The following is a 22,616-nucleotide window of genomic DNA, read 5'->3' as shown; positions in this document are numbered from 1 at the left end:
ATTAATTACGTGTTAACAATATGGCAACTACCGATAAGGCCGAGATCACTATACCCAAAACAGGCAGCCCGTTGGCTGTAAGTTTTGACCGGCCCGGTGTTACATATATTTCATCGTTATTTTTTAAATAGAAATAAGGCGACTGGAAAAGGTTTTTCGAGGTCAGGTCGAGCGGGATAAATTTGCGCTCGCCATCTTGTGTTCTGATCAATACCACTTTTTTACGCAACCCTGTGATGTTCAGGTCACCAGCCATAGTTAGTGCCTGGGTAACGGTTGGATGCTCATCCGTAATGTTATAAACATTAGGGCGGGCCACATCGCCGTAAACATAAACCTTAAAATTCACTACCCGCACGTTAACTACGGGATCTTTTAAGTAGGTAAGCAGATCTTTACCAAGTTTTTCGGTGATCTGCTGGGTAGTTAAACCCGAAACTTTGATCTGTCCGGCCAATGGCAGGTGGATGTTTCCACTTTCATCTACGCGATAACCAATAACCGGGTTGTCGGGAGTAGTATTATAGGCGTTGCCGTTTACGCGGGCAAGGTTATAATTAAATACCGCTGCCGATTCGGGGTTACGGCTTGTAATGTTAATACCCAAAATATCGCCGGTATGCACTACGTAATCGGTGCTATTGGTTACCTCTTCGGTCACTATACCGGTTTTATCAAGGTCTTTATAGTAAGGAACATTTTTATAAGTTTGGCATGAGGACAATGCAAAAACCGTAACTAACAGCGCGAGGAAGGCTTTTTGTATCTTAGAGGTTACCATTGATTTTTTTCTGGTGATGTTTTTAAATTAATGTTTTTGTTATTTTTTGGTGATGTTGGAGTTAACCGCCCCTTCTGAGTTTATCAGCATTACATCGCCTAAGTTTCTGCCCTTAAGAATATTGTGCCTGGCAGTAACCTTTTTGTATTTATAAAACACTATACCGTTGCCGGGGATAGATGATCTTATATAATTACTATCGATAACAACATTTTCCAACCCGGTTGTATTGCGGGCATCAGAAACGTTTATTGCCGGTGTACTAACATGAAGTACACCTTTAAGGTTTTCAAAATTGTTAATTATAGTATTCCTGGTAATTGTAACGTTTAAATGGCCAAAGCAATCAATCTGGCCCTGGTATATAGTGTTGTTATAAATTTTATGATGCCCGCTCAATGAATCGGCAGCGCCATTTTGGTAGCCATCGTAAAAATATCCAATGGTTATGGCGCGCCTGTATTTCAGGATCCGGCCACGTTCAATAGGGCCATAGCCATCTCTAAAATCAAAGGTATTGTCATGTACGGCTACATTTAACACAGTTTCGTTGGCGCTGTGGCGCTCAATATCAACACCGCCAACCAGGTAACCGTTGCCGTGTACCCAGTTATTATAAAATGCCGCGCCGTTTACAGCGCAAAACATAGTGCCCTCGCGGTATATATCAACAAATTCGCAATGGTGCACTTTTACATTCAGTACCATGCGGGCATTCAGGCTTGCCTCGAATGTGTCGCCAAAAAGCAAGCCATCGCCCCTAAAGCTTTGAAATTTACAGTTTTTAACTTCGATGTTTTTACCGTTGTTGATGCTTAGCGCATGGCAAAACTGGTATTTGGCTTCAAAAGTTTGCTTGCTTAGGTTACCATCAAAATCAATGCCCTGAATGGTAATATTATCAACTGATGGCTCCTCCCTCCACTCCTGGTAAAAGATAGAAACCGGGTTAAACCTTCCGCCAGATAAAACAATATGGGTTTTGGCAGGCCCGTCGCCAATAAGGCTCACGCCGTTGGCTAATTTGATAATACCGGGCTTGGTACCAGCCCCTCCTATCATGTAATGGCCTTCAGGAAAATACACGGTAGCAATTCCATTAGCTTTGGCAACGGCTATAGCATCTTTAATGGCTTCGGTATCATCTGTCAGACCATCACCTTTAGCCCCATTGGTTTTAACATTTACCAGATCGGGAAGGTTATCGTCAGCATGGCCAGTAGCTTTTACAGAACGCACATTGGCCTCTTTAGCAAATAGCTTTTGCTGTAGAGGCTTAATGAACAACGCGTTAAGCATAACCATAATTAATAATAGCTTCCGGATCAATTTGTAGCGCGTTAAGTTTAATCTGTTACAGTGTAGCTGTAGCTGGCTGTACTGCCCGAACCACTGGTTTTTACCTGAACCGGATTAAGATAATTGCCTTTATACAATGCAGATGCCTTGATCTGGCCATTTTCGCTTTGGATATTAAATGTTATTTTATGGCCAATTACCGGGGTAAAGCCGTAATCAAACTGGGTTGTTTGATCAGCATTTATAGTATTGTAAGGAGTTGTTCCGTCACTATTATACTCAATAATAACCAGTTTAAAAACGGCCGACGAACTTGCCTTTACCCTGAAAATTTGGTTATTGGCATCGTAGTTAGGGTCATTGTTGCCCGGTGCAACCTCATCTTTTGCTGCTAATTTTTTACATGATGCGAAGGCCACCATCACCATAAGTAGTATAAAAGAGATCTTTTTCATATTGTATGTTTTTATAGATAGATTTTAGTATTTATTATCTCAACTTTTGATCAAACATGTGCAAACCTGTAGGCAATAACCCATTTTTACAATATTTATGCCTTTACCATGCCAAAGCAGCTAAAACAACTTGCGGTTGTTTCAATGTCGCTTAAGTAAAGTCCAATATCCATTTCAGTTAATTTTTTGTCGTTTCATCAATATTCTTTTGTAAAACTGCGCCCAACTCGGTTACATTAGGCGTTTGCAGCATAGAAAAGTGGTCACCCGGAATCTCGAAAAGTTCAACGCCCTGCTTAGCATACTTTTCCCAACCCAGGTACTTACCATACTCAATATAATGCACGCTTATTTTTGCGCGGTATAGATACAGCTTGCCATCAAACTGCTCAAGTGGATAATTTCTGAAGGCTGTGATGTGTTTGTTTTTAATTTTTTGGATGAGCTTATAAAACTCTTTCGAATCTTTCTTCTTCTCTACAATCAACTCAGGCTGACTCGACTTGCCTTTAAACCACTGACTGATAGATAGCCTGATGGCCTGGATCATCCTTGGCAAATGGCGCTTAGCCTTTTTAGGCAACAGTGAGTACCAATCCTTATATTCGGTTTTTTCGGCATCAGTATCAAAAATGATCAGCATTTTCACCTCCCGGCCCTGGGCTACCATCTGCTTCCTTATTTCCATCGCCACATAACCTCCTGACGAATAGCCGGCCAATAAATATGGTCCACGCGGGTTATGCTTGATGATCTCCTGCATATAATGATAAGCGATAACCGGCAAGCTATCTATAGGCTCATCAATACCGTTAAGGCCGAGGGCCTGCAAACCATAAACCGGCTGATCTTTACTTACATGATCTGCCAGTTTGCTAAAATTGAGTACGTTCAGCCCATCGCCATGAATAATATAAAGCGGATTTTTTGAACCCGATGGCTTTATAGCTACCAACGATTTAAAATTGTAATCCTCAGTTTCTTTATCAATAAAATGGGCAAGCAACCTCACACTTGGATATTTATAAAAAACCGAGATAGGCAAATTTTTACCTGTTAGCTTTTTAAGCTTAGATAAGATCTGGACAGCCATTAGCGAATGACCTCCGATATCAAAAAAATTGCTCAGCACATCAATATTATTGTTCCTGAACCCTTCTTTCCATAGGTTTATTAATGTACGCTCGGTTTCAGTTTCCGGTTCAACTTGCGGGCGCTCGGCTTCGCGTTGCTCGTTAACATCGGGTAGCCCGTTCCTGTCTATCTTTCCATTCGCAGTTAGTGGGAGCCTGTCTAACTCAACCCAAACAGCGGGAACCATATATGCAGGTAAAAATTTGTGCAGATATGATTTCAGCTCTTCAATATTATTATCGCCGTTTTTACCGACCACGTAGGCTATTAAACGCTTATTTCCATCGCTATCTGGTTTGGCTAAAACTACAGCGGCGCTAACCTGCTCGTTACCGTTCAATACGCTTTCAATTTCACCCAGTTCAACCCTAAAGCCCTGTATTTTAACCTGATTGTCTTTACGGCCAATAAACTCCATTTTGTAGTCGGGCATCATCCGGCCCAAATCGCCGGTGCGGTACATCATCCCTCCGCTATTTGGATGGAATGGATCCGGAACGAATGAGCGCGCTGTTTTTTCGCTATCGTTAGCATACCCCCTGGCCACACCTACGCCGCCAATGTACAGATCGCCAACAGTGCCAACCGGTACCGGCTGCAGATATTCGTTCAGGATATAGAAAAAATTATTGTCGATAGGTTTTCCATATGGAATACTATTCCAGCTTTTTTCGGTTTTATCAACCACAAAATAGTTAGACCAAACAGTGCCTTCAGTAGCACCGCCTAAGCTGACCACCTGCGTTTCGGGGAAAAAAGTTTTGATCCTATCAGGTAGGCTTACCGGGATCCAGTCGCCGCTCATGAAAACTGTTTTTAAACCAGCGTAGTTATAGGCAGGGTTTTCAGTCTCGAGGGTTTTTACCAAAAAATCGAGTGTTGTTGGTACCGAATCCCAAAATGTTACCCGGTGCTTTACCAGCATATCGGCCAGTATCTGAACATTTTGGATCTCATTTTTTTCGGCAATAACAATGGCCGCGCCGGCAGATAGCATGCCGAAAATATCATACACTGATAGATCGAAGCACATGGAGGTGATGAACAACAACCTATCGGCAGCAGTAATATTGAAGCGTTTGTTTACCCATGCTACCAAATTCACTGCCGAATAATGTGCAATCATCACTCCTTTAGGTTTCCCGGTAGAACCTGACGTATAAATAGTGTACGCCAACTGCTCGCTATCTATTTTTAAAGCGGGATTGGTATCTGCAGTTTGCTCCAGTTGCTGCTGATTGATCACTTTAAAATTATCAGCGCCAATTATCACCTTTAAAGGATAGTCATGATCGGCAACTACCGTTTTTAAAGCGGATTGTGTGTAGATATATTCCTGCCTTTCCAGTGGGTAATCCGGATCGACCGGCACATACGCCCCTCCTGCTTTTAATATACCCAGCATGCCTATGATCATGTCAAAATCGCGGTTGGTGAGGAGGCCTACGTTATCGCCTGGCTTTACGCCTTCGGCAATAAGATAATTGGCCAGTCGGTTGGCCTGCCTGTTCAGGGCTTCGTAGCTCAGTGCCTTATCTCCTTTAACTAAGGCAACGGCGTCGGGCTTATTGGCCGCGTGCTGTTCAAAAAGTTCAAAAATGGTTTGCTGGTAAGCGTATGGAGTAACGGTATCATTAAATTTATTGATCAGTTCATGGTATTCCGCGTTGCCTAATACATTGTACTCGCCCAGTTTTAATGAATAATTGTTGGCGGCAGCTTGTAGTAAAACAAGCAAACGTTCGGCAAAAACCTCGAAAAAAGCATTGTTGAATTTAGCGGGGGCATAAAAAAACGACAAGTGGAGGTCACTATCCTGTTCATTAATATATAAGCCGAAATGAAAATCATCCAACTGCTTTATCAAAGTTTCAATAAGCGCAGGCTTATCAACCTCGCCATCTGTTGATGAAATAAAGAACACCTGGAACAGTGCTTTATTTACATGCGCACTGGACAGGTTGAGATCGGCGTTCAATTCTACGTTGTCGGTTGTGCCGGTTATGTTAGTGTTGATCTGTCGGCATACATCGGCAAACAAACTTTCGCTGTTAAACTCGTTCCATAGCTCGGCAATTTGTAAGCTCTCGCCTCCGGCCTTTACAAAGGCCTGTCCTAATAGCACATTGTGCTGGCCCGAATACCTTTGTAAAACCGCGTTCAGGGCCGTTATTAAAAAGGCACTGAACCCTACGTTATTATCAGCCGCTGCTTCCAATATAGTTTCTTTTAAACCAACAGGGACGTTAAAATCAAAAGAGGCAAAGGTTTCAGGGGCCTTACCATGAGTTGACTGCTTACTGCCATTTACAGAGTTACTTTTATGTAGCGAGGTGAGATTAAATTGTTCGGTTTCGGTAGATAATAAAATGGACATGCTTTATAGTGATTATTAAGGTTGTATGTATGCTGTTGGGTATTCAGTGCATTTTTTGCTATTCATTTTGTTCACACCCGTAAACCGGGAGAAAAAGATGCCAAAAATGTTTTCTGCGCAAAAAGAAACAGGACTGTTACACTATCAGACTGATAACACCCATATATATCCAGAAAAACGATTTAGTAATAAACCTTTTATTTTCAAGCAATTAAAGTCAAATAGTCAAAAAACGTAGTATCTCTTTATTGAACTAAGCTTTAGGTAAAACTATTTTACTCCAAAAATTCATACTCCTAAAAGGAATAGCGAGAAAATTTCACAATAAAAGTCCATCTAACAGTAGATTTTGTACCTTTTTTGTAACAATTGGTGTATAAAATTTTAGAACAACAATTAAAATATTTTCCCCTGTCGATATGATTGGTAATTATTAGATAACAAAAACGTGACAATCTTCAATAATCGCACTCCTTAAAGTTTTAAGTCACTTCCTGGTGCTATAATTTATATTGGGGCAGCTATAAAGCCACTTATAGCAAATTTGAAACTGGCGTTGTGTTTGCGAGGCTATGAACAAAATGAATAGAATAACTAACGCAACTAAAATTTTCACCCCTACAATAAAATCATAATGGATATCTATAATATTTTCACCTCCAAAATACCCCGCTCCATTGAAGATTTTGATCCGAGGAACAGGAAACTCATCACGTTTTTAAATCCACACTCATATACACTGGCTGTAAAAGAAGCCGACTCATTTGAAGCTTTCGACTTCATAGCTCCGGACGGCATACTGGTTGTAACCGTATTGAACTGGTTAAAAGCTGCCTCGTTTAAAATCAAACGTTTTTCGTGCGATATGACATCGGTTGTGCCCTACGTATTTGACATAGCTATCAAAAATAAACTAAGCGCATTTTTTTTGGGTACAGATGCCAGCGGCATCAAAGAATCGGTAAGCGTATTCAGAACAAACTTTCCCGAACTGAAAATATCAGGTTTTAGAAACGGTTATTTTTCGGGCGATAATGACAGGAATGAGGCCATACAATCAATAGTTGAATTAAGGCCCGACATGATATTTATTGGTATGGGTGCCGTTTTGCAGGAAGCCATGGCGCTTGATTTACGAAAGGCCGGCTATGCCGGAGCGGTTTACACATGCGGAGGATTTTTACACCAAACCAAACGCGAGATCAATTTTTATCCAGCGTTTATTGATAAAATGAACCTTAGATTTTTTTACCGCATTTTTAAAGAAGAAGGTATCCTGAAAAGATCTGTAAAAACATACCCTAAATTTGTTTACCTCATGTTCCGCAGGTTGTTTACAAGCAATGCCAAGAACATGGCTAACGACGAAATGCAAATAAACGCAGCCCGCAAAAACCTTAAGATCGTATCAAAAAACGAGTCGTTTATCGAACTGAAAAAAAAGATCGTTTAGCTAATAATTCAAATTAAGCTGTTACCTGTAAATGAATTTGATTTAGATTGATATAAGCTATTAACGGAACTATAAGGCGATTTTTTTAGGACCTTCAGTAGCAGCAGGATGTTGTACAACTTTAGAAGAATGACTTGTGTCATTCTTCTTTTTTTTGAAACTTATTTTAACCCCGTTCTTCCAATACTTCTCCAGCGATATAATACTCAAAACGTTAATCACCTTGAGTAATGTCTTAAACTTTTTATCATTCATGCTCAAAATTGGTTAATACCAATACATCCTTTATACGGGATACTGTGCTATAAAGTTCGCTTATCGGCTGCTAAATGAAATAGTATGGATGATTCCTGGTATGCGAGGCTTAAAGCTATCAAAAAGTCTGAACTACAGCAAGTTAATTTATCATATTTAAAAACAGAAACAACTACTTAAAAAGTGCATTCGTTTCAATCTCAAATAAAAATAAATTAATAATAATATAAGGCAATAAGTTGGTTTGCAACGGCAGGCTTATTAACGCCATTTGTTCAGCTATTACCCAGGAAATGGCTTGCTTGTTTACGCCGCGCTCATAGCAACAATATTAACAGGCCTTGAGGAAAGGCTGTACTTATTAAAGAAATACGTAAATAGAAGGAATAACGGAAAGGTAGAGTGCGAAACCGGTGCCCAGTCAGTACAACCATAAATTATGTAAATGGTTATCAAAGCTATCTGGGTGAGCGATAGTATAGTATTTACGTTTTGAGCTATATTGCTTTTGGCTTGCCGCAGTGTTATGATTATAAAAATGAGCCATAAGGCAAAGCCTATAATACCCGTTTCGCAAAGGATAATAAGATGAGTGTTATGGATAGGATTTGATGTCAAAAACTCATTATGAATAACCTTACTCATCTCGGGCGACCGGTTGACAAACTCAAGGTGGCTGTTTATACCAACACCGATAACGGGCGAATGATGAAATATGTCCATCCCCATGGTCCAGTGGTCAAGGCGGGCCTGGTACATATCGTCAGCATCAGTTTTTAAAAACGTGGCGCTAAAAGGTGATAGAAATACCAGCCAGTATAGCACTATAGCTGCGGGCAACACGCCTAAAAAGAAGCTTTTGAGGGATAATAGTGGCTTATCGGCATTTTTAAAAATGTAAAACAGCATGATCAGGATCACCACCAGCGTGATGTATGATGTACGCGAATAGGTGAGTATGATGGTTATCCCCGTAATAACGAGCACTATCAAACTCAGTTTCTTTTTAAAACCATTTAGATAACTCGCAAAGAAAAATCCAGAAGCAATAACCGAAAACAGGCCAAGGTTGGCCGGGGTAACAAAAATACCTATAGCCCCTGCCCTTGTTCCGTTCCGGGTAGCCCACATATCGCCGCCTTCCTGAAAAATAGTTGTAACAAACGAAACGTTCAGTACCGGATACAAAATGGCCAGGCAAAAATTCAGCACGCACAGCAATAAAAAACTACCGAAAATACCATTCAATATTTGCAGCGGGTTAAGCTTATTATAGATGAGCCTGAAAAATAAAATGTATGATAACAGCGCTATGGCGAAAGCCACCGTTCCCCAGCGGGCCACATTAAAGGGGTTGATAAATGATATGGCTATCAAAATTACGATCCACATCACCCATCGTTCGTTTTTATATAGATAGAACAGGTTTTTATTTTTTTGCAAAACAAGTAATACTACCGAAGCTATGAGTGGTAGCATCAAAAATATCTTCCCGGTAAAAGATCCTATACCATCTACCGATACATAGGTAGGCGTATATAACGGAAACGACATTTGGAAAGGGATACAAGTAACTATAAAACTAAAAAGCAGGTGCGATGAATCCCTTTTGTTAAGCAGGTTACTTACATACCAGCCAAGGTACACGGCAATAAGGGCAAAGAAGACAAGGATTTTCAGCAGCATAGCTCAATAACTCGTATTATCAAATGGCCTTATATCCGGAGTTTTTCACACCATCAACTTAAAGCCACGGTTGAACTATAATAACTATCCAGCAAAAAAGTTTGGGAAAGCTTAACATTGTTGCAATAATTCTTAGCTGTTTATGGAATATGAAGCAAAAAAGAGGATACGCTTCCGTATCCTCTTTTTAACTAAAACATTTATTTATGCTGATTATCCCGCAAGGTTATTAAGAAGCTCGGCAAAGGTTGATTGCAGCCAGTATAACGATACAACACCCGCAGTCATGTTTTTGCCTTTATTGTTTTGAATTTTAGGGGCAACTTTACCATTATTAATACCGGCTATCTTTACCACATAATCCATAGTACGGGCCGCCCCCGACAGGGTGTTGGTAGCCTGGTTGGTAGTAATGATCAAACCGGATGAGTTACCGCTAACAATAAAGCCAGATGCTTTTTGTGCTGTTGTACCCGCATCGGCAATGGTATTTCCGTAAAAGTAGCCGCTGGTACCTATCAGATTTATTCCATCAGTACGTGTACCGGTAATGGTATTTGCGTTAGCCTGCGCCTGGGTATAATTATGGAACATAATTCCGTTCCCCATAGCCGATTTAATCACGTTATTATCTGCAGATACATTAACAAGGCCTTTGGTATTGGCCGGATCGGCAACGTTAATGGCCGGCGCGGTGATGAACTGAACACCGGTAATGTTTTCGTAAGTATTTGTAAAGCAATTGCCTGAGATGCTGATATTGATCATGCCCCAGCAATCTATCTGGCCCTGGTAAATTTTGTTGTTATAAATTTTGTGATTGCCGCTTAATTCGTCGGCAACACCGTTTTTATAACCATTGTAAAAGAAGCCCATAGTAACTGCCCTGCGGTAGCGAACTTTTGGACCGCCACGCTCAACCGGGCCGTAACCATCGGCAAAGTTGAACATGTTATTATAAACAGACACATTGAGTACAGTTTCGTTTACACTGTGCCTTTCAATATCTACACCACCTACCAGGTAACCATCGCCATGTACATTGTTATTGTAAAATGAAGCGCCGTTAACACAGCAAAACATGGTGCCTTCGCGATAAATATTAAAAAATTCGCTATCGTGAACGTTTACATTGGTTACAATTCGTTTGTTAAGCGATGTTTCAAACACATCGCCAAACAATAAACCATCGCCCCTGAAGCTTTGGAACTTGCAATTTTTAACTTCGATGTTTTTACCGTTATTGATGCTCAAGGCGTGGCAAAACTGGTAATCGGCGTCAAATTTTTGTAGCGGCAGATTGCCGTTAAAATCAATACCCTGTATGGTAAGGTTGCCTATAGAAGGCATGCCCACGTAATCCTGATAAAATATTGAATTAGGGTTATAACGCCCCGGAGTTAACTTAATATGGCAGGTTGCCGGGCCGTTGCCCATCATACCAACACCATCAACTAATTTAATAATACCGCCACCGTTACCGATCTGCCCTATCATGTAACTGCCATCCGGAAAATAGATATTAGGAACACCGTGGGCCTTAGCATATAGCAAAGCATTAGTAATGGCTTTGGTATCATCAGTAACACCATCCCCTTTTGCTCCCTGATCTTTAACGTTAACAACATTTGTAGGTACAGCCGTAGCAGCTAATGATTGTGCCGGAGTAGTAACCGAGATCTCGGCTTGTTTTTGGGGAACTACAACCACATCGTCCTTTTTGCAAGACACTAATAATAATAGTGCCAAAGCAAGATAATTTCTTTTCATTAGGGGTTATTTTTAATCAATATGCCAACTTTTACGCCTGACGGATAAAATTGTTACATAAATGAGAAAATATTTTTCCTTTTAGAAAATTTTGGCACGATAATTAATAAGCAAAATATTTCTTTTAGAGAAATTACGTAGAATTACAACCCCATTATTCCCCAAATCGGGGCAAAAAAATGGGAGATAGCTGTTTTTAACAGCTATCTCCCATCAAACTTGTTGATCAAGAGTTTAATTAAAGGGCTACGTTATTTGAAGCAACAACATAATCCGATTGATAATAATATTCAGATAAAATGCCCTTAAGCATATTTTTTCCTTTGTTATTTAAAATCTGCGGGGCAATAGCACCATTGTTTGCACTCCCTATTTTGATCACATAATCCATCGTACGATTGGCACCGGCAGTAGTATTAATGGCTTCGTTAGTGGATACATATAAAGCAGAAGCGTTTCCATTGATCAAAATTCCGGAACGCGGACTTGCCGCAGAACCGGCATCGGTTATCTTATTGCCGTAAAAACATCCACTTGTACTTAACACGGTTATGCCATCAAGCGGCGTACCTATAACGGTATTACCATTCGCGGTAACTTTATTATAGTTTTTAAACGCGATACCGTTGCCAATGTCGCTATCGATAGTGTTATTATCAGCAAATACATTGATCAGACCTTTAGTGGTTACATTGTCAGAAACATTGATAGCAGGCGTTGTTAAAAAGCTTACACCTGTTATATTTTCATAGCTATTTTTAAAGCTATTACCCGATATACTCACGTTAAGCATGCCCCAGCAATCAATTTGGCCCTGGTAAATTTTGTTGTTGTAAACTTTGTAGTGGCCGCTTAACGAATCGGCAACACCATTTTTATAACCATCGTAAAAAAAGCCCATGGTAACAGCCCGACGGTATCTAACCTTTGGGCCGCCCCGCTCAACCGGACCATAGCCGTCGGTAAAATTAAAAGTGTTGTTATAAACAGACACATTCAATACAGTTTCGTTTACACTGTGCCTTTCAATATCTACACCACCTACCAGGTAACCATCGCCATGTACGTTATTATTATAGAAGGTGGCATCGTTTACCGCACAAAACATAGTTCCTTCGCGATAGATGTTATAAAACTCGCAATCGTGTACATCAACATTGGTAACCATCCGGGCATTTAACGATGGCTCAAAAACATCACCAAACAAAAGTCCATCACCCCTAAGGCTTTGAAACTTACAGTTTTTAATTTCGATATTTTTACCGTTGTGAAAGTTAAAAGCGCTTCCGTACTGATAATCGGCATCAAAAGTTTGCAATGAGGAGTTGCCGTTAAAATCAATGCCCTGTATGGTCACGTTGCTCACCGTGGGCATATTTACATAATCCTGGCAAAACATGGGATTAGGATTTTTGCGTCCGCCGGTTAATTTGATATGGCAAGTTGCGGGGCCGTTACCCATCAGGCCTACGCCATTCAGCAACTTAATAATACCACCACCATCGCCGGTTTCGCCTACCATGTATGATCCATCTGGAAAATAAACATTAGGGATGCCCTGTTTTTGGGCTGCAGCCATGGCGGCTTTAATAGCATTGGTATCATCAGTAGTACCATCGCCTTTAGCCCCATAATTTTTTACGTTAACGTAAGTGGATGAATTTGAGGCCGCAAATGAAGCAACTGTTAAGGAATTACTAAATTTTTCGGAGTTATTAACTGTAAGTAGAGAATTGGCTTCCTTTTTGCAGCTAAAAAAACATAGCAAAGCCAAAAAAACGGAAATTTTTCGCATAGGCAGGGGTATTAAATTACACTAAATAAGAATATTTTATTTAAAACGACCAAAAATAACAATTATGCTGAAAACTTTTTAATCTTCAGTTTGTATTAACGGGAAAATTTGAAATAAAATATGATTTTCTTCAAAAAAAAGACTCTAATTAACTTACTACTTAAATAATGGCTTTAGATATTGTTGCAACTACCTCCAATCTTGATGAATACGCAGGCGCACAAAAAGTTCTTTTAGATATACACAATGGCATCAAACACCGCTACAATTGCAAAATATTAGGCTTTATCCCCTTCGAAAAGGTACATCCGAAGTATAAAATTCCCGCGACCGAATATGTAAAGTTTGGCAATCCATTTTACCTTAATAACAAAATCCTGCTGGTGCATGCCCGCAACCTGATGGCCGTAATTTGGGTGATAAAACGTATTTTCTTTTTAAATACGAAGATCATATACATTGCCCATAATGTTTACGATACTCATAAAAACATCTCATTCTTTCCTCGCAATATCGTTTCCATCTCAAAAAAGGTAACCGAAAACCTGCTTGGCTACTTTAACTTAAAAAACAGGGACATCACTTTAATATACAATGGGATAAAAGACGAGGGTGAAGCCCAACCAGCTATCTCATTTAAACAAAGCGCTAAAATCAAGATCCTATACCCCGCCAGGGTAATTGATGTTAAGCGCCAGCTAATGATTGTTGATAAGCTAAAAGGAAAGTTGCACAAGGATATCGAGATTCTGTTTGCAGGCTATGGCCCAGATCTGGCCCAACTGCAGGAAAAATGTAAGGATGATGAAAACTTTACCGCGCTGGGCTTTGTTGATGGCGTGAACGAGTTGATAAAACAAGTAGATTTTTTAATGCTTTTTTCTGTTCAGGAAGGCCTGCCCATATCTTTAATTGAAGGCATAATGCACGGCAAACCATTGTTGGTTAATAATGTGGGTGGTAACCTGGAGATAGGCGTTCCCGGAGTTAACGGCATTGAGTTAGCCGAAGACTGGGACGATCTGGCTGTTAAACTCAACAGTCTGATTAATCTTCCGGTTGATGAGTACACAAAAATGAGCGTTGAAAGCAGGGCCAGGTACGAAAAAATGTTCACTTACAATGCCATGTTAAACAGCTACACAAAACTTATCGATTCGTTTCAGCCACAACCTTTATTAAACACTTATCGCGGTAGTACAGAAAAACAAACCCCTAAAGTATATACAGCCGAGTAAATGAACATTGCTTATAATTCCCTCAAAACAAAAATCTCAGGTTTATTTCAAAGCTCCCTTTTCAAAAACAGTAGCTGGGGGGTGATCTCCCAAATGTCGCAAACTTTGTTTTTGAGTTTGTTTTTTGTGATCCTGGCCAGGGTGTACCCTACGGGCATTTTTGCAAAATATATTGTGGCAAATGCCATTTACCAGCTGGTGACCGCATTCTCGACCATGGGCCTGAGCCAATGGTTTATCAGGGAATACATGCACGTTGAGGATAAGCCCACCATGATCAGCAAATTCATTAAAATGCAGATCTACTTCGGGTTGATATTTTACGCGGTTAACATAGCGCTGGCATTTTTAATTTATGGCGATCAATTTACCCGTGTGCTCATCATACTAATGGGTGTTAACGTAATTTTTGATAACTTGATAAACGGCATCAAATCATTAAACATCGCCAATTTTGAGCAAAAGAAAACGGCCATTATCCTCACTATCGAGTCTGTTTTAAAGTTTGTTGCAGGTTGCGTTCTGTTTGTATATCCTTTTTCAATCATTACCCTATCGGCTATATTGATAGCGCTTCGTTTTTTAACACTTAACCTGTTCCTGGTTATTGGTTCATCAAATATGATCACCGTAAAAACCTTGTGGCGCAGCTCCGTTACCTACCTCGATCTTAAGGCTATGGTTATTATGAACTGGGCCTTTGTGATTATTGGCGGCGTATCCATCATCAACTGGCGCATGTCGAACATCATCATATCAAAAGTGTTAACCGCCTTTGATGTGGCCAATTATGAGATCTCGTTCAAAATATTTTCCATAGCGCAGATCTTGCCCGTGGTGATATCAACCTCGGTATTCCCGGCGCTGGTTAAGCATTATTCCAAACCCAACAAAACAGACTTTTTCGCTTTTTATAAAAAGGTACACATATACTACCTGCTGTTTGGCTGGTTAGCTTATACTTTTATTTATTCGTTTTCGGATAAGCTGATCCCCCTTGCTTTTGGAAACACCTACCTTAACAATGCCGAATATACCCGGCAGATGTTTTTAACCATCCTGGTATTCCCTACCGCCCTGCTTCAAGCCAATGTTTTGATAGCCATGAAAATGGAAAAGCAGGATATGTTGTTTAACATTATAGCGCTGATAGTGAACTTAACGGTATGCCTGGCTGGCGTGCTATACATTAAATCGTTAAGCGTAGTTAACTATTCCATTTTTATATCGTTCCTGGTGTTCCATATCTCGCAGGATGTATTGTTACTGGGCCGCAAAATGGTTTCGCTGGCATCGGTAATTAAATTTTATGTGATAACTGCGCTATTTATAGGCGGATATATTTTGCTGAGTAAAGTGGTTAATCCTTACATTTTATTCCCGCTTGTATGGGCAGTGACTTTAGCGGTTACTTTTATGGGTAATAAGTTTCAGTATCCGCGTAATGCTGTTTTGAGTAAGAATATTAGTAGGTAAGAATACCTTCGAACTGGCAAAATCAAAAGCCTCAAAAGCGTCAAGACTTACGAAGTTTTAAAAACTTCGTAAGTCTGAACTGCCCAGCTTTCTAACGAAAAAAGCATCACAGGCCAGCATCTTTGTTAGATATAAGTACCTATTGGATAAATATGCTTTTATATTAATCTACACACCTTCCTCAACACTCGCCACCTTCCGTTTTTTATTGAAACCAAAAATATTTTCCTGCTTTATCCATTCTATTTGCTGTATGGGTTTCCGGTAACTAAATAGCCACCAAAAGTTATATCGCAAACAAAGGTTATAGAAAAATATAGGCAACACCACCCCTGCCGACCAAATAATGATAATGAGCAAAGGCACATTGCTTACATGAAAAGCACTCATTAAAACGGTACGTACAACCGTCATTACGATGATCTGTACGCAGTATATATATAAGGAGTGATAACCTACAATACGCAAAAAGTTAAGGACATTCAACTTTTGCAAAAAAAACGAACAGTTGATGGATAGCGCGCAACCGATGATAGCCTGCAAAAAGAATAAGTAATGCCGGGTAACCTCCACATTGCGGATCCCATAATCAGAAGCTTGCAGGTTTATAGGTGTACAGTAATATTGGATAGCGATGAATGCTATAAGCAGCGGTACAAAAAATTTCCATGATGTGTACATCTGCATTTTCCTGTCATCCAACATCAGGCGGGATAACAGATCGCCCAAGGCAAAAAACACATAATATTCAAAAATATCGATAAGCAATCCGGCTTTGAGCTGGTGCATTAGCGGGAACAAAGCATACAGCACAGCACCAATGCATAATTGCGCCAATGCAGGAAGTTTAAATTTGACATGTAAAACTGCATATATGGCCCCAATGCAATACAGTGCATTCAGGTACCAGAAAATACCGGTGCGGCGCGGGTTGATGATCAGGTTCAGATAATCAATAGGCGTATAACCGTTATGTGTAAACCGGTTCATGATAATTTGTAGTGAAACCTGTATCACCCCCCAAATCAGCAGCGGATATAAAATATTGTTACCCCTATCACCTATATAGCCCTTTAATCCTTTTTTATTCAGGCTTTTTACAACCAACAAGCCTGATATAATGAAAAACAAAGGCATCCTGAAGCCATATAAAAACACACCGATGTAATTAAAAAAGGGATATTGATCAAGCGCCAGGCCATGATCTTTCAATGTTTCGTAGCAATGGCCGTAGGCAACCAGTATAATGCTGATGCCTTTATCATAATCGATCCAAGGCCAGCGTTTTTGGCTTTTAATAAAACGGGCGTTAAATGGATCCATGAAAAAAGTTAAGGTGTTTAGTTTTGCAGGTAATAGGGCTAATCATATAACAACACAATTAAAACCGGCAAAAATTGTTTGTTTGTAATTTGAAAATTACGTGTTGTTATTTCCTTTAAATCATGAATAACGCCTGGTATTATTTTTTTGATAAAACAAGGGAGATACGCCTGTTTGCTTTTTAAAACGACGGTTGAAATAGGAAATATTGTTAAACCCACTTTCAAAACAAACCTGTAAAACACTCATTTCCTTTTGATGCAGCAGACTGCAGGCATAGCCAATACGCAGGTCGTTCACAAATTCCGACAGGGTTTTGCGGGTGTGTTGTTTAAAATACCGGCAAAAAGCGGCCACAGTCAGATTAGCCATAGCGGCAACGTCTTCCAGCACAATATCATTCCTGAAATTATCAAGCAGGTAGTGATAAATAAGGTTCATGCGGACGGTATCTTTTTGTACGCTGGCGGCTATTTGCTTTTGTATAGATAGTACCTCGTGATCTGTTGATTTGGCCAGCAGACCAAGCACGCTGATCAAACCTGCCACAGCCTCAGCTTCATCGGCGTTTACCATGGCTTTTATTTTTTCTTCGGCGATATCGCGCGTTGGGCCAGTAAAATTTATGCCATGCTGCGATCTCTGTAATAATGTTTTTATTGCCGCGAATTGCGGTCTGTCAAAAAAGCCGGGGCCAAGGCAATTTTCATCAAACTGGATCACCACCTGGTGTACCTCCCTATCGGCAGGCATGTGCTTATTATAAAATGTATGAGGAAGGTTTGGCCCGAACAAGCACAGGTCACCAGGGAAGAAATCTGCTATATGATCGCCTACGTAGCGGGTGCCGCTGCTTTTCATCACCAGTATAATTTCGTATTCAGGATGGGTATGCAAAGGAAAGTCATTAAAAGGAAAACGTTCCTCCTTGATCACAAACAGCCTGTCGCCCGGTAATATTTTCTCCTCAAAAAACTTCATATATCAATATAGTACCATAATTCGATAACGTGGTGCTAAATTATTGACCTTATACCCCACATTTTTGCACTACATTACCAACAAACATAATAATTATTTACCTGCTCCATGTTTTTTAAAAATTCGGCCGCGAGGCTTTTTTTGCCAGCTTTACTTGTCTTTCCGTTGTTTACCCTTGCCCAAAGCGCGCAAATAACCGTTGATGCAGGCAAAGTACTTAACAAGATTCCCACTAAGCTTTACGGAGCCTGTATTGAAGATGTAAACCATGAAATTTACGGAGGGCTTTATGATCAGCGAATTTTTGGAGAAAGCTTTGAAGAACCTGCCGCGGCACCTGTTATTAACGGCTGGAAAAACTATGACGGTTACTGGCAGCCTAATAAAAACGTTATAAAGGTTAACGCAGGCGAAGGGTTTAAGCTGATAAAACAGCAGTTGCCCGGCAATATTTATACAGCCGAAGTATCGATAAAATTTGGCAAACGAAACGATAACGCGGGCATCATACTCAATGTAAACAATCCGCACAATGGTGCCGATAGCTTTACGGGCTACGAGATCAGCCTTGATCCCAACAAAAAAGTACTGGTATTTGGCAAGCACAAGGATAATTGGACACCAATAAGCGAAACAAAGCTTGCTATCGATTTTAAAAGCTGGATAAAGCTTAAAGTTGAAAATAATAACGGGGTGTTCAAGGTTTATCTTAATGATGATAAACAAGCCGTAGCTGTGCTAACCGACGGCAAATCCCCTTTATCTCCGGGTAGTTTCGGGCTGCGAACTTACAATGCCGATGTGGAGTTTAAAGATCTGACCATAACCCATAATGATAAATCCTCGACAGAAAACTTTTACACCAAACCCACACCGCAGGTAAGTGGCGCGTGGGATGCTGTAAACTTTAACGGCGTTGGTTCATACTCGATAGATACTACCAATGCTTATAATGGCAGGCAATCTCAGGTCATCATACATAACGGGGGCAAGGGATCAATCGGCATAGCCAATGGCGGATTGAACCGTTGGGGAATAGCGATCCGCAACGGGAATAGTTACTCTGGTACATTATTAATGAAGGGCGAGGTCTTGAGCGGCGGCGTAACCCTATCGCTACAAAGCACTGATGGCAAACAAGTTTATACCACGCAGGTGATCAAGCATATTACGCGGGATTGGGCATCTTACCCATTTAACCTTAAAGCATCACAAACTTACCCCAAAGCCCGCTTTGTCATCAGCGTAAACAGCAAGGGAAAACTTTGGATCGACCAGGCAACATTAATGTGCAAACAGGAGCAATTTAAAGGCTTGCCCCTACGTAGCGACATTGGTACCGCCATGCAGCGCGAAGGCCTCAACTTTTTGCGTTATGGAGGTACTATGGTTAATGCCACTGGCTATCGTTTTAAAAAGATGATTGGTCCGCGAGCAAAGCGGCCTCCTTATACCGGTCACTGGTACCCTTACAGTACCAATGGTTTTGGCATTGAAGATTTTCTTCAGTTTTGCGAAGCGGCTGGTTTTGAAGCGGCGTTTGCGATCAACATTGAAGAAACACCTCAGGATGTTACCGATATGATAGAATACCTGAAAGGTGATGCCGCTACTACCTGGGGTAAAATGCGCGCCGCAAACGGCCACCCCGCTCCCTACAAAGTAAAATATATTGAAATAGGCAACGAAGAGGTAATTTTTAACGGCGATGTTAAATCAGAATACGAACACTATACCGAACGTTTTAACCTGTTGCAAGGTGCCATGCACGCCAAAGATCCGTCGCTTAAATTTGTATGCTCGGCCTGGTGGCGACCAGAATCGCCTAATATGGAACTGGTTTTCAAAGCCGTAGATGGCAAGGCCGATTATTGGGATTTGCACACCGATGCGGATAACCCTGATGCCGGATTTAAAGTAGATAGTTCGCTAACCCGGATGCAAGCGCTATTTACTTCATGGAACCCTAATACCCAGATGAAGTGTACCATATTTGAAGAAAACGGCGGCCGTCATGATGTATCAAGGGCATTAGGCCACGCAAGTACATTGAATGCAGTACGCAGGCATGGCGATTTTGTGCTCACTTCCTGCGCGGCAAACGCGTTGCAAGCCTTAGGGCAAAACGATAACGGCTGGGACCAGGGACAAGTGTTTTTTACGCCCGATAAAGTTTGGGGCATGCCCCCGTTTTATTCACAGCAAATGGCATCGGCAAATCATTTGCCTTTAAATATTGCAGCCACAGCTAAGGGCAAAATTGATGTAAGCGCCACCCTCAGCGAGGATGGCAAACAGTTAATATTGCACATCGTTAACCCCACAGAGCAACCAGTACCCGCAAAAATTGATCTGCATAATTTTGAAAAGCGGAACGCGCAGGTGACGATAACACAATTAGCCGGAAAGCTAAAAGATGTTGATACCGTAGCAAAACCTGCAGCAATTATCCCTAAAACAACCAAAGTGTTATTGCCCGACAATGCTATTAATTATACCTTGCCTGCAACATCGTACACCATTATTCGCCTTAACCGATAAGTAATAATGAAAGCTAAAAACATAATACAGATATTGTTGACCAGCGCATCTTTTGCAACGCTAAATATCGCAACAGGCAACGCGCAAAAACTAACTCCGGTTGATATAAAACAGGTTACTGTAAATGATGCGTTTTGGTCGCCCAAATTGAATACTTTTCATACTGTTACGGTTTATGATGTGTTGGATAAACTGGAAGGTAATTACGAACCTGATCGTGAGGACCTCATCAAAGAAAAAGAAAAACTGGGCCATACCCGCAATGCCTTTCTTAATTTCGACAGGGTTGCACAAGGCAAAAAGAATACCGCCGAAAGTGATGGCCCACCTTGGTACGATGGATTAGTTTACGAAAGCATTCGTGGCGCGGCAGATCTGCTGGTGAGCCATCCTGATAAGCAACTGGAGAAAAAGCTTGACGGCTATATCGATCGTATAGCAGCCGCGCAAGCTGCCGATCCCGACGGTTACATTAACACCTATACCACACTTAACCGCCCCACCCAACGCTGGGGCACAAACGGAGGTGACGACCGTTGGCAGCACGACCTATACAACGCAGGTATGCTGGTTGAAGCAGGCGTACACTACTATAATGCCACGGGTAAAACCAAACTATTAACCGTTGCGGTTAAAATGGCCGGCTATATGTGTAAAGTAATGGGCGACGCACCAAAATTGAACCTGATTCCAGGCCATGCAGGCCCGGAAGAAGCTTTCTTTAAACTATACCTGTTATTTAAAACCCAGTCCGCTATAGCTGCCAAAGTACAGGCACCGGTAACACCTGACGCTTACCTTCACCTCGCCAAATATTGGACAGAACACCGTGGTGCACCTGCCGATGCAGATGGATCGCGCCAAAGGCAACAATACGGAAGCTACAACCAGGATGATCAATCTGTTTTTACCCAACAAACCATCGAAGGCCATGCGGTAAGGGCTACCTTATTAGGCACGGGGATAGCAACTATCGGCGCGTATGAAAATGATCCGCGATATATCCAAACCGCCAACCGCTATTGGGATAACATGATAGGCAAACGCACCTTTATTACCGGAGGCCAGGGTGCCATTGCTGATGATGAAAAGTTTGGCAAAGATTATTACCTGCCGCAATCAGCTTATCTCGAAACCTGCGCATCGGTAAGCGCCTCGTTTTTCAGCGAGCGCATGAATGAGCTACAGGCAGATGGTAAATATATGGATGAATTTGAGCGGGCACTTTATAATAATATCCTCTCTGGTATCTCGCTGGATGGCACTCATTATAATTACGAAAATCCGCTCATTGCTACCAATCACCCGCGTTGGGTATGGCATAGCTGCCCATGCTGCCCTCCTATGCTGTTAAAAATGGCTGGCGCGTTGCCGGGTTATATTTATGCTACAGATAAGCAAAAGGGTATTTATGTAAACCTGTTTATCGGCAGTACCGCAAATATCGGTAGTGGAATGGGCAAACTAACCATCAGTCAACATACCGGCTACCCCTGGAATGGGAAGATCCAGATCAATATCGATCCGGCTAAAGCTGATAATTTTGCCCTGCATGTTCGCATTCCGGGATGGGCTACAGGTCAGGAAAATCCTTTCGGCCTGTATAATTCCGCATCGCAGGGAAAACCTACTCTTACGGTAAACGGCAAATCCATTCCTTTACTTATTGAAAATGGTTATGCAGTTATCAACCGTAAATGGAAAAAAGGAGATCAGATCAGTTTAGACCTGCCCGTGCAACCACGTATTGTTACACCCAACACACAGGTTGCCGAGTTGAGTAATAAATTGGCTATCGCAGCCGGGCCTTTGGTTTACGCGTTCGAGACTAAAGGGAACCCGCCGCTTACTCAAAGTACATTACCGGCAAGTGGCGGTGGGCAATTACAGCAAAGCAAAAATGCGAACGGCGTTAATGTGGTAAAAGTAACATCAGCCGCCAATAAAGAAACACTCACCGCGGTTCCGTTCTATTCGGTTGGTAATGATGGTAAAGCCAGCTACCAGGTTTGGATGAATGGCGTTGGCCAGCATTAAGACAGGATAATGTGA

Annotated in this window: 15 protein-coding genes; 5 read left to right on the top strand and 10 right to left on the bottom strand. The window is 41.2% G+C overall.

Going from position 1 to position 22,616, the window contains the following annotated elements:
• Position 1 precedes the first annotated feature (1 nt).
• The 4 genes from AAFN85_RS06560 to AAFN85_RS06545 form a co-directional block, all read right to left on the bottom strand.
• The gene (locus AAFN85_RS06560) at positions 2–781 is read right to left on the bottom strand and encodes a polysaccharide biosynthesis/export family protein (RefSeq protein ID WP_347526250.1); all 780 of its coding nucleotides are present in this window, start codon (positions 779–781) and stop codon (positions 2–4) included.
• A 39-nt stretch (positions 782–820) separates the two neighbouring features.
• Positions 821–2,086: a glycosyl hydrolase family 28-related protein gene (locus tag AAFN85_RS06555; RefSeq protein ID WP_347526249.1), complete on the bottom strand. Its 1,266-nt coding sequence runs from the start codon at positions 2,084–2,086 to the stop codon at positions 821–823.
• A 41-nt stretch (positions 2,087–2,127) separates the two neighbouring features.
• A complete protein-coding gene (locus AAFN85_RS06550) occupies positions 2,128–2,535 on the bottom strand; it encodes a hypothetical protein (protein WP_347526247.1) in 408 nt (135 codons plus the stop codon).
• Between the two features lie 178 nt (positions 2,536–2,713).
• Positions 2,714–6,046, bottom strand: a complete 3,333-nt coding sequence (locus AAFN85_RS06545) for an amino acid adenylation domain-containing protein (protein ID WP_347526246.1) — start codon at positions 6,044–6,046, stop codon at positions 2,714–2,716.
• Positions 6,047–6,680: 634 nt separating this feature from the next.
• Here AAFN85_RS06545 and AAFN85_RS06540 point away from each other — a divergent pair.
• Positions 6,681–7,499, top strand: coding sequence for a WecB/TagA/CpsF family glycosyltransferase (locus AAFN85_RS06540; RefSeq protein WP_347526245.1), 819 nt, complete (start codon positions 6,681–6,683; stop codon positions 7,497–7,499).
• 69 nt (positions 7,500–7,568) lie between these two features.
• On the opposite strand, the gene AAFN85_RS06535 is transcribed toward AAFN85_RS06540, so the two are convergent.
• The 4 genes from AAFN85_RS06535 to AAFN85_RS06520 form a co-directional block, all read right to left on the bottom strand.
• Positions 7,569–7,754 carry a hypothetical protein gene (locus AAFN85_RS06535; protein WP_347526244.1) on the bottom strand — a complete coding sequence of 62 codons (186 nt, stop codon included), beginning with the start codon at positions 7,752–7,754 and terminating at the stop codon, positions 7,569–7,571.
• Positions 7,755–8,060: 306 nt separating this feature from the next.
• Complete coding sequence (locus AAFN85_RS06530) at positions 8,061–9,440, bottom strand: O-antigen ligase family protein (protein ID WP_347526242.1); 1,380 nt, start codon at positions 9,438–9,440, stop codon at positions 8,061–8,063.
• Positions 9,441–9,653: 213 nt separating this feature from the next.
• Positions 9,654–11,210, bottom strand: coding sequence for a glycosyl hydrolase family 28-related protein (locus tag AAFN85_RS06525; RefSeq protein ID WP_347526241.1), 1,557 nt, complete (start codon positions 11,208–11,210; stop codon positions 9,654–9,656).
• A 238-nt stretch (positions 11,211–11,448) separates the two neighbouring features.
• On the bottom strand, positions 11,449–13,005 hold the full coding sequence (locus AAFN85_RS06520; protein ID WP_347526240.1) for a glycosyl hydrolase family 28-related protein: 1,557 nt from the start codon (positions 13,003–13,005) through the stop codon (positions 11,449–11,451).
• 167 nt (positions 13,006–13,172) lie between these two features.
• Between AAFN85_RS06520 and AAFN85_RS06515 the strand changes: the two genes are divergently transcribed.
• Both AAFN85_RS06515 and AAFN85_RS06510 read left to right on the top strand, forming a co-directional pair.
• Positions 13,173–14,243: a glycosyltransferase family 4 protein gene (locus tag AAFN85_RS06515; RefSeq protein WP_347526239.1), complete on the top strand. Its 1,071-nt coding sequence runs from the start codon at positions 13,173–13,175 to the stop codon at positions 14,241–14,243.
• The gene (locus AAFN85_RS06510; protein ID WP_347526237.1) at positions 14,244–15,719 is read left to right on the top strand and encodes an oligosaccharide flippase family protein; all 1,476 of its coding nucleotides are present in this window, start codon (positions 14,244–14,246) and stop codon (positions 15,717–15,719) included. It abuts the gene before it with no gap.
• 168 nt (positions 15,720–15,887) lie between these two features.
• Here the strand turns inward: AAFN85_RS06510 and AAFN85_RS06505 are convergent, their stop codons facing one another.
• Positions 15,888–17,042, bottom strand: coding sequence for an acyltransferase (locus tag AAFN85_RS06505; RefSeq protein ID WP_347526235.1), 1,155 nt, complete (start codon positions 17,040–17,042; stop codon positions 15,888–15,890).
• A gap of 120 nt (positions 17,043–17,162) precedes the next feature.
• Positions 17,163–18,023: an AraC family transcriptional regulator gene (locus tag AAFN85_RS06500; protein WP_347526234.1), complete on the bottom strand. Its 861-nt coding sequence runs from the start codon at positions 18,021–18,023 to the stop codon at positions 17,163–17,165.
• Between the two features lie 108 nt (positions 18,024–18,131).
• Here AAFN85_RS06500 and AAFN85_RS06495 point away from each other — a divergent pair, with 108 nt between their 5' ends.
• Both AAFN85_RS06495 and AAFN85_RS06490 read left to right on the top strand, forming a co-directional pair.
• On the top strand, positions 18,132–20,564 hold the full coding sequence (locus AAFN85_RS06495; RefSeq protein ID WP_347526233.1) for an alpha-L-arabinofuranosidase C-terminal domain-containing protein: 2,433 nt from the start codon (positions 18,132–18,134) through the stop codon (positions 20,562–20,564).
• Between the two features lie 6 nt (positions 20,565–20,570).
• Positions 20,571–22,601, top strand: coding sequence for a beta-L-arabinofuranosidase domain-containing protein (locus AAFN85_RS06490; RefSeq protein ID WP_347526231.1), 2,031 nt, complete (start codon positions 20,571–20,573; stop codon positions 22,599–22,601).
• Positions 22,602–22,616 lie beyond the last annotated feature (15 nt).

Source organism: Mucilaginibacter sp. CAU 1740 (assembly GCF_039839285.1).
In the GTDB taxonomy this organism is placed as follows: domain Bacteria; phylum Bacteroidota; class Bacteroidia; order Sphingobacteriales; family Sphingobacteriaceae; genus Mucilaginibacter.
Note: the sequence above shows the minus strand (reverse complement) of the source record. Positions and strands in the feature narration are given on the sequence as shown.

Coding starts and splice junctions, on each gene's coding strand:
- AAFN85_RS06555 (WP_347526249.1), bottom strand. CDS start 2,086: ATGGTTATGCTTAACGCGTTGTTCATTAAGCCTCTACAGCAAAAGCTA.
- AAFN85_RS06500 (WP_347526234.1), bottom strand. CDS start 18,023: ATGAAGTTTTTTGAGGAGAAAATATTACCGGGCGACAGGCTGTTTGTG.
- AAFN85_RS06510 (WP_347526237.1), top strand. CDS start 14,244: ATGAACATTGCTTATAATTCCCTCAAAACAAAAATCTCAGGTTTATTT.
- AAFN85_RS06560 (WP_347526250.1), bottom strand. CDS start 781: ATGGTAACCTCTAAGATACAAAAAGCCTTCCTCGCGCTGTTAGTTACG.
- AAFN85_RS06525 (WP_347526241.1), bottom strand. CDS start 11,210: ATGAAAAGAAATTATCTTGCTTTGGCACTATTATTATTAGTGTCTTGC.
- AAFN85_RS06495 (WP_347526233.1), top strand. CDS start 18,132: ATGTTTTTTAAAAATTCGGCCGCGAGGCTTTTTTTGCCAGCTTTACTT.
- AAFN85_RS06540 (WP_347526245.1), top strand. CDS start 6,681: ATGGATATCTATAATATTTTCACCTCCAAAATACCCCGCTCCATTGAA.
- AAFN85_RS06535 (WP_347526244.1), bottom strand. CDS start 7,754: ATGAATGATAAAAAGTTTAAGACATTACTCAAGGTGATTAACGTTTTG.
- AAFN85_RS06550 (WP_347526247.1), bottom strand. CDS start 2,535: ATGAAAAAGATCTCTTTTATACTACTTATGGTGATGGTGGCCTTCGCA.
- AAFN85_RS06545 (WP_347526246.1), bottom strand. CDS start 6,046: ATGTCCATTTTATTATCTACCGAAACCGAACAATTTAATCTCACCTCG.
- AAFN85_RS06515 (WP_347526239.1), top strand. CDS start 13,173: ATGGCTTTAGATATTGTTGCAACTACCTCCAATCTTGATGAATACGCA.
- AAFN85_RS06530 (WP_347526242.1), bottom strand. CDS start 9,440: ATGCTGCTGAAAATCCTTGTCTTCTTTGCCCTTATTGCCGTGTACCTT.
- AAFN85_RS06520 (WP_347526240.1), bottom strand. CDS start 13,005: ATGCGAAAAATTTCCGTTTTTTTGGCTTTGCTATGTTTTTTTAGCTGC.
- AAFN85_RS06505 (WP_347526235.1), bottom strand. CDS start 17,042: ATGGATCCATTTAACGCCCGTTTTATTAAAAGCCAAAAACGCTGGCCT.
- AAFN85_RS06490 (WP_347526231.1), top strand. CDS start 20,571: ATGAAAGCTAAAAACATAATACAGATATTGTTGACCAGCGCATCTTTT.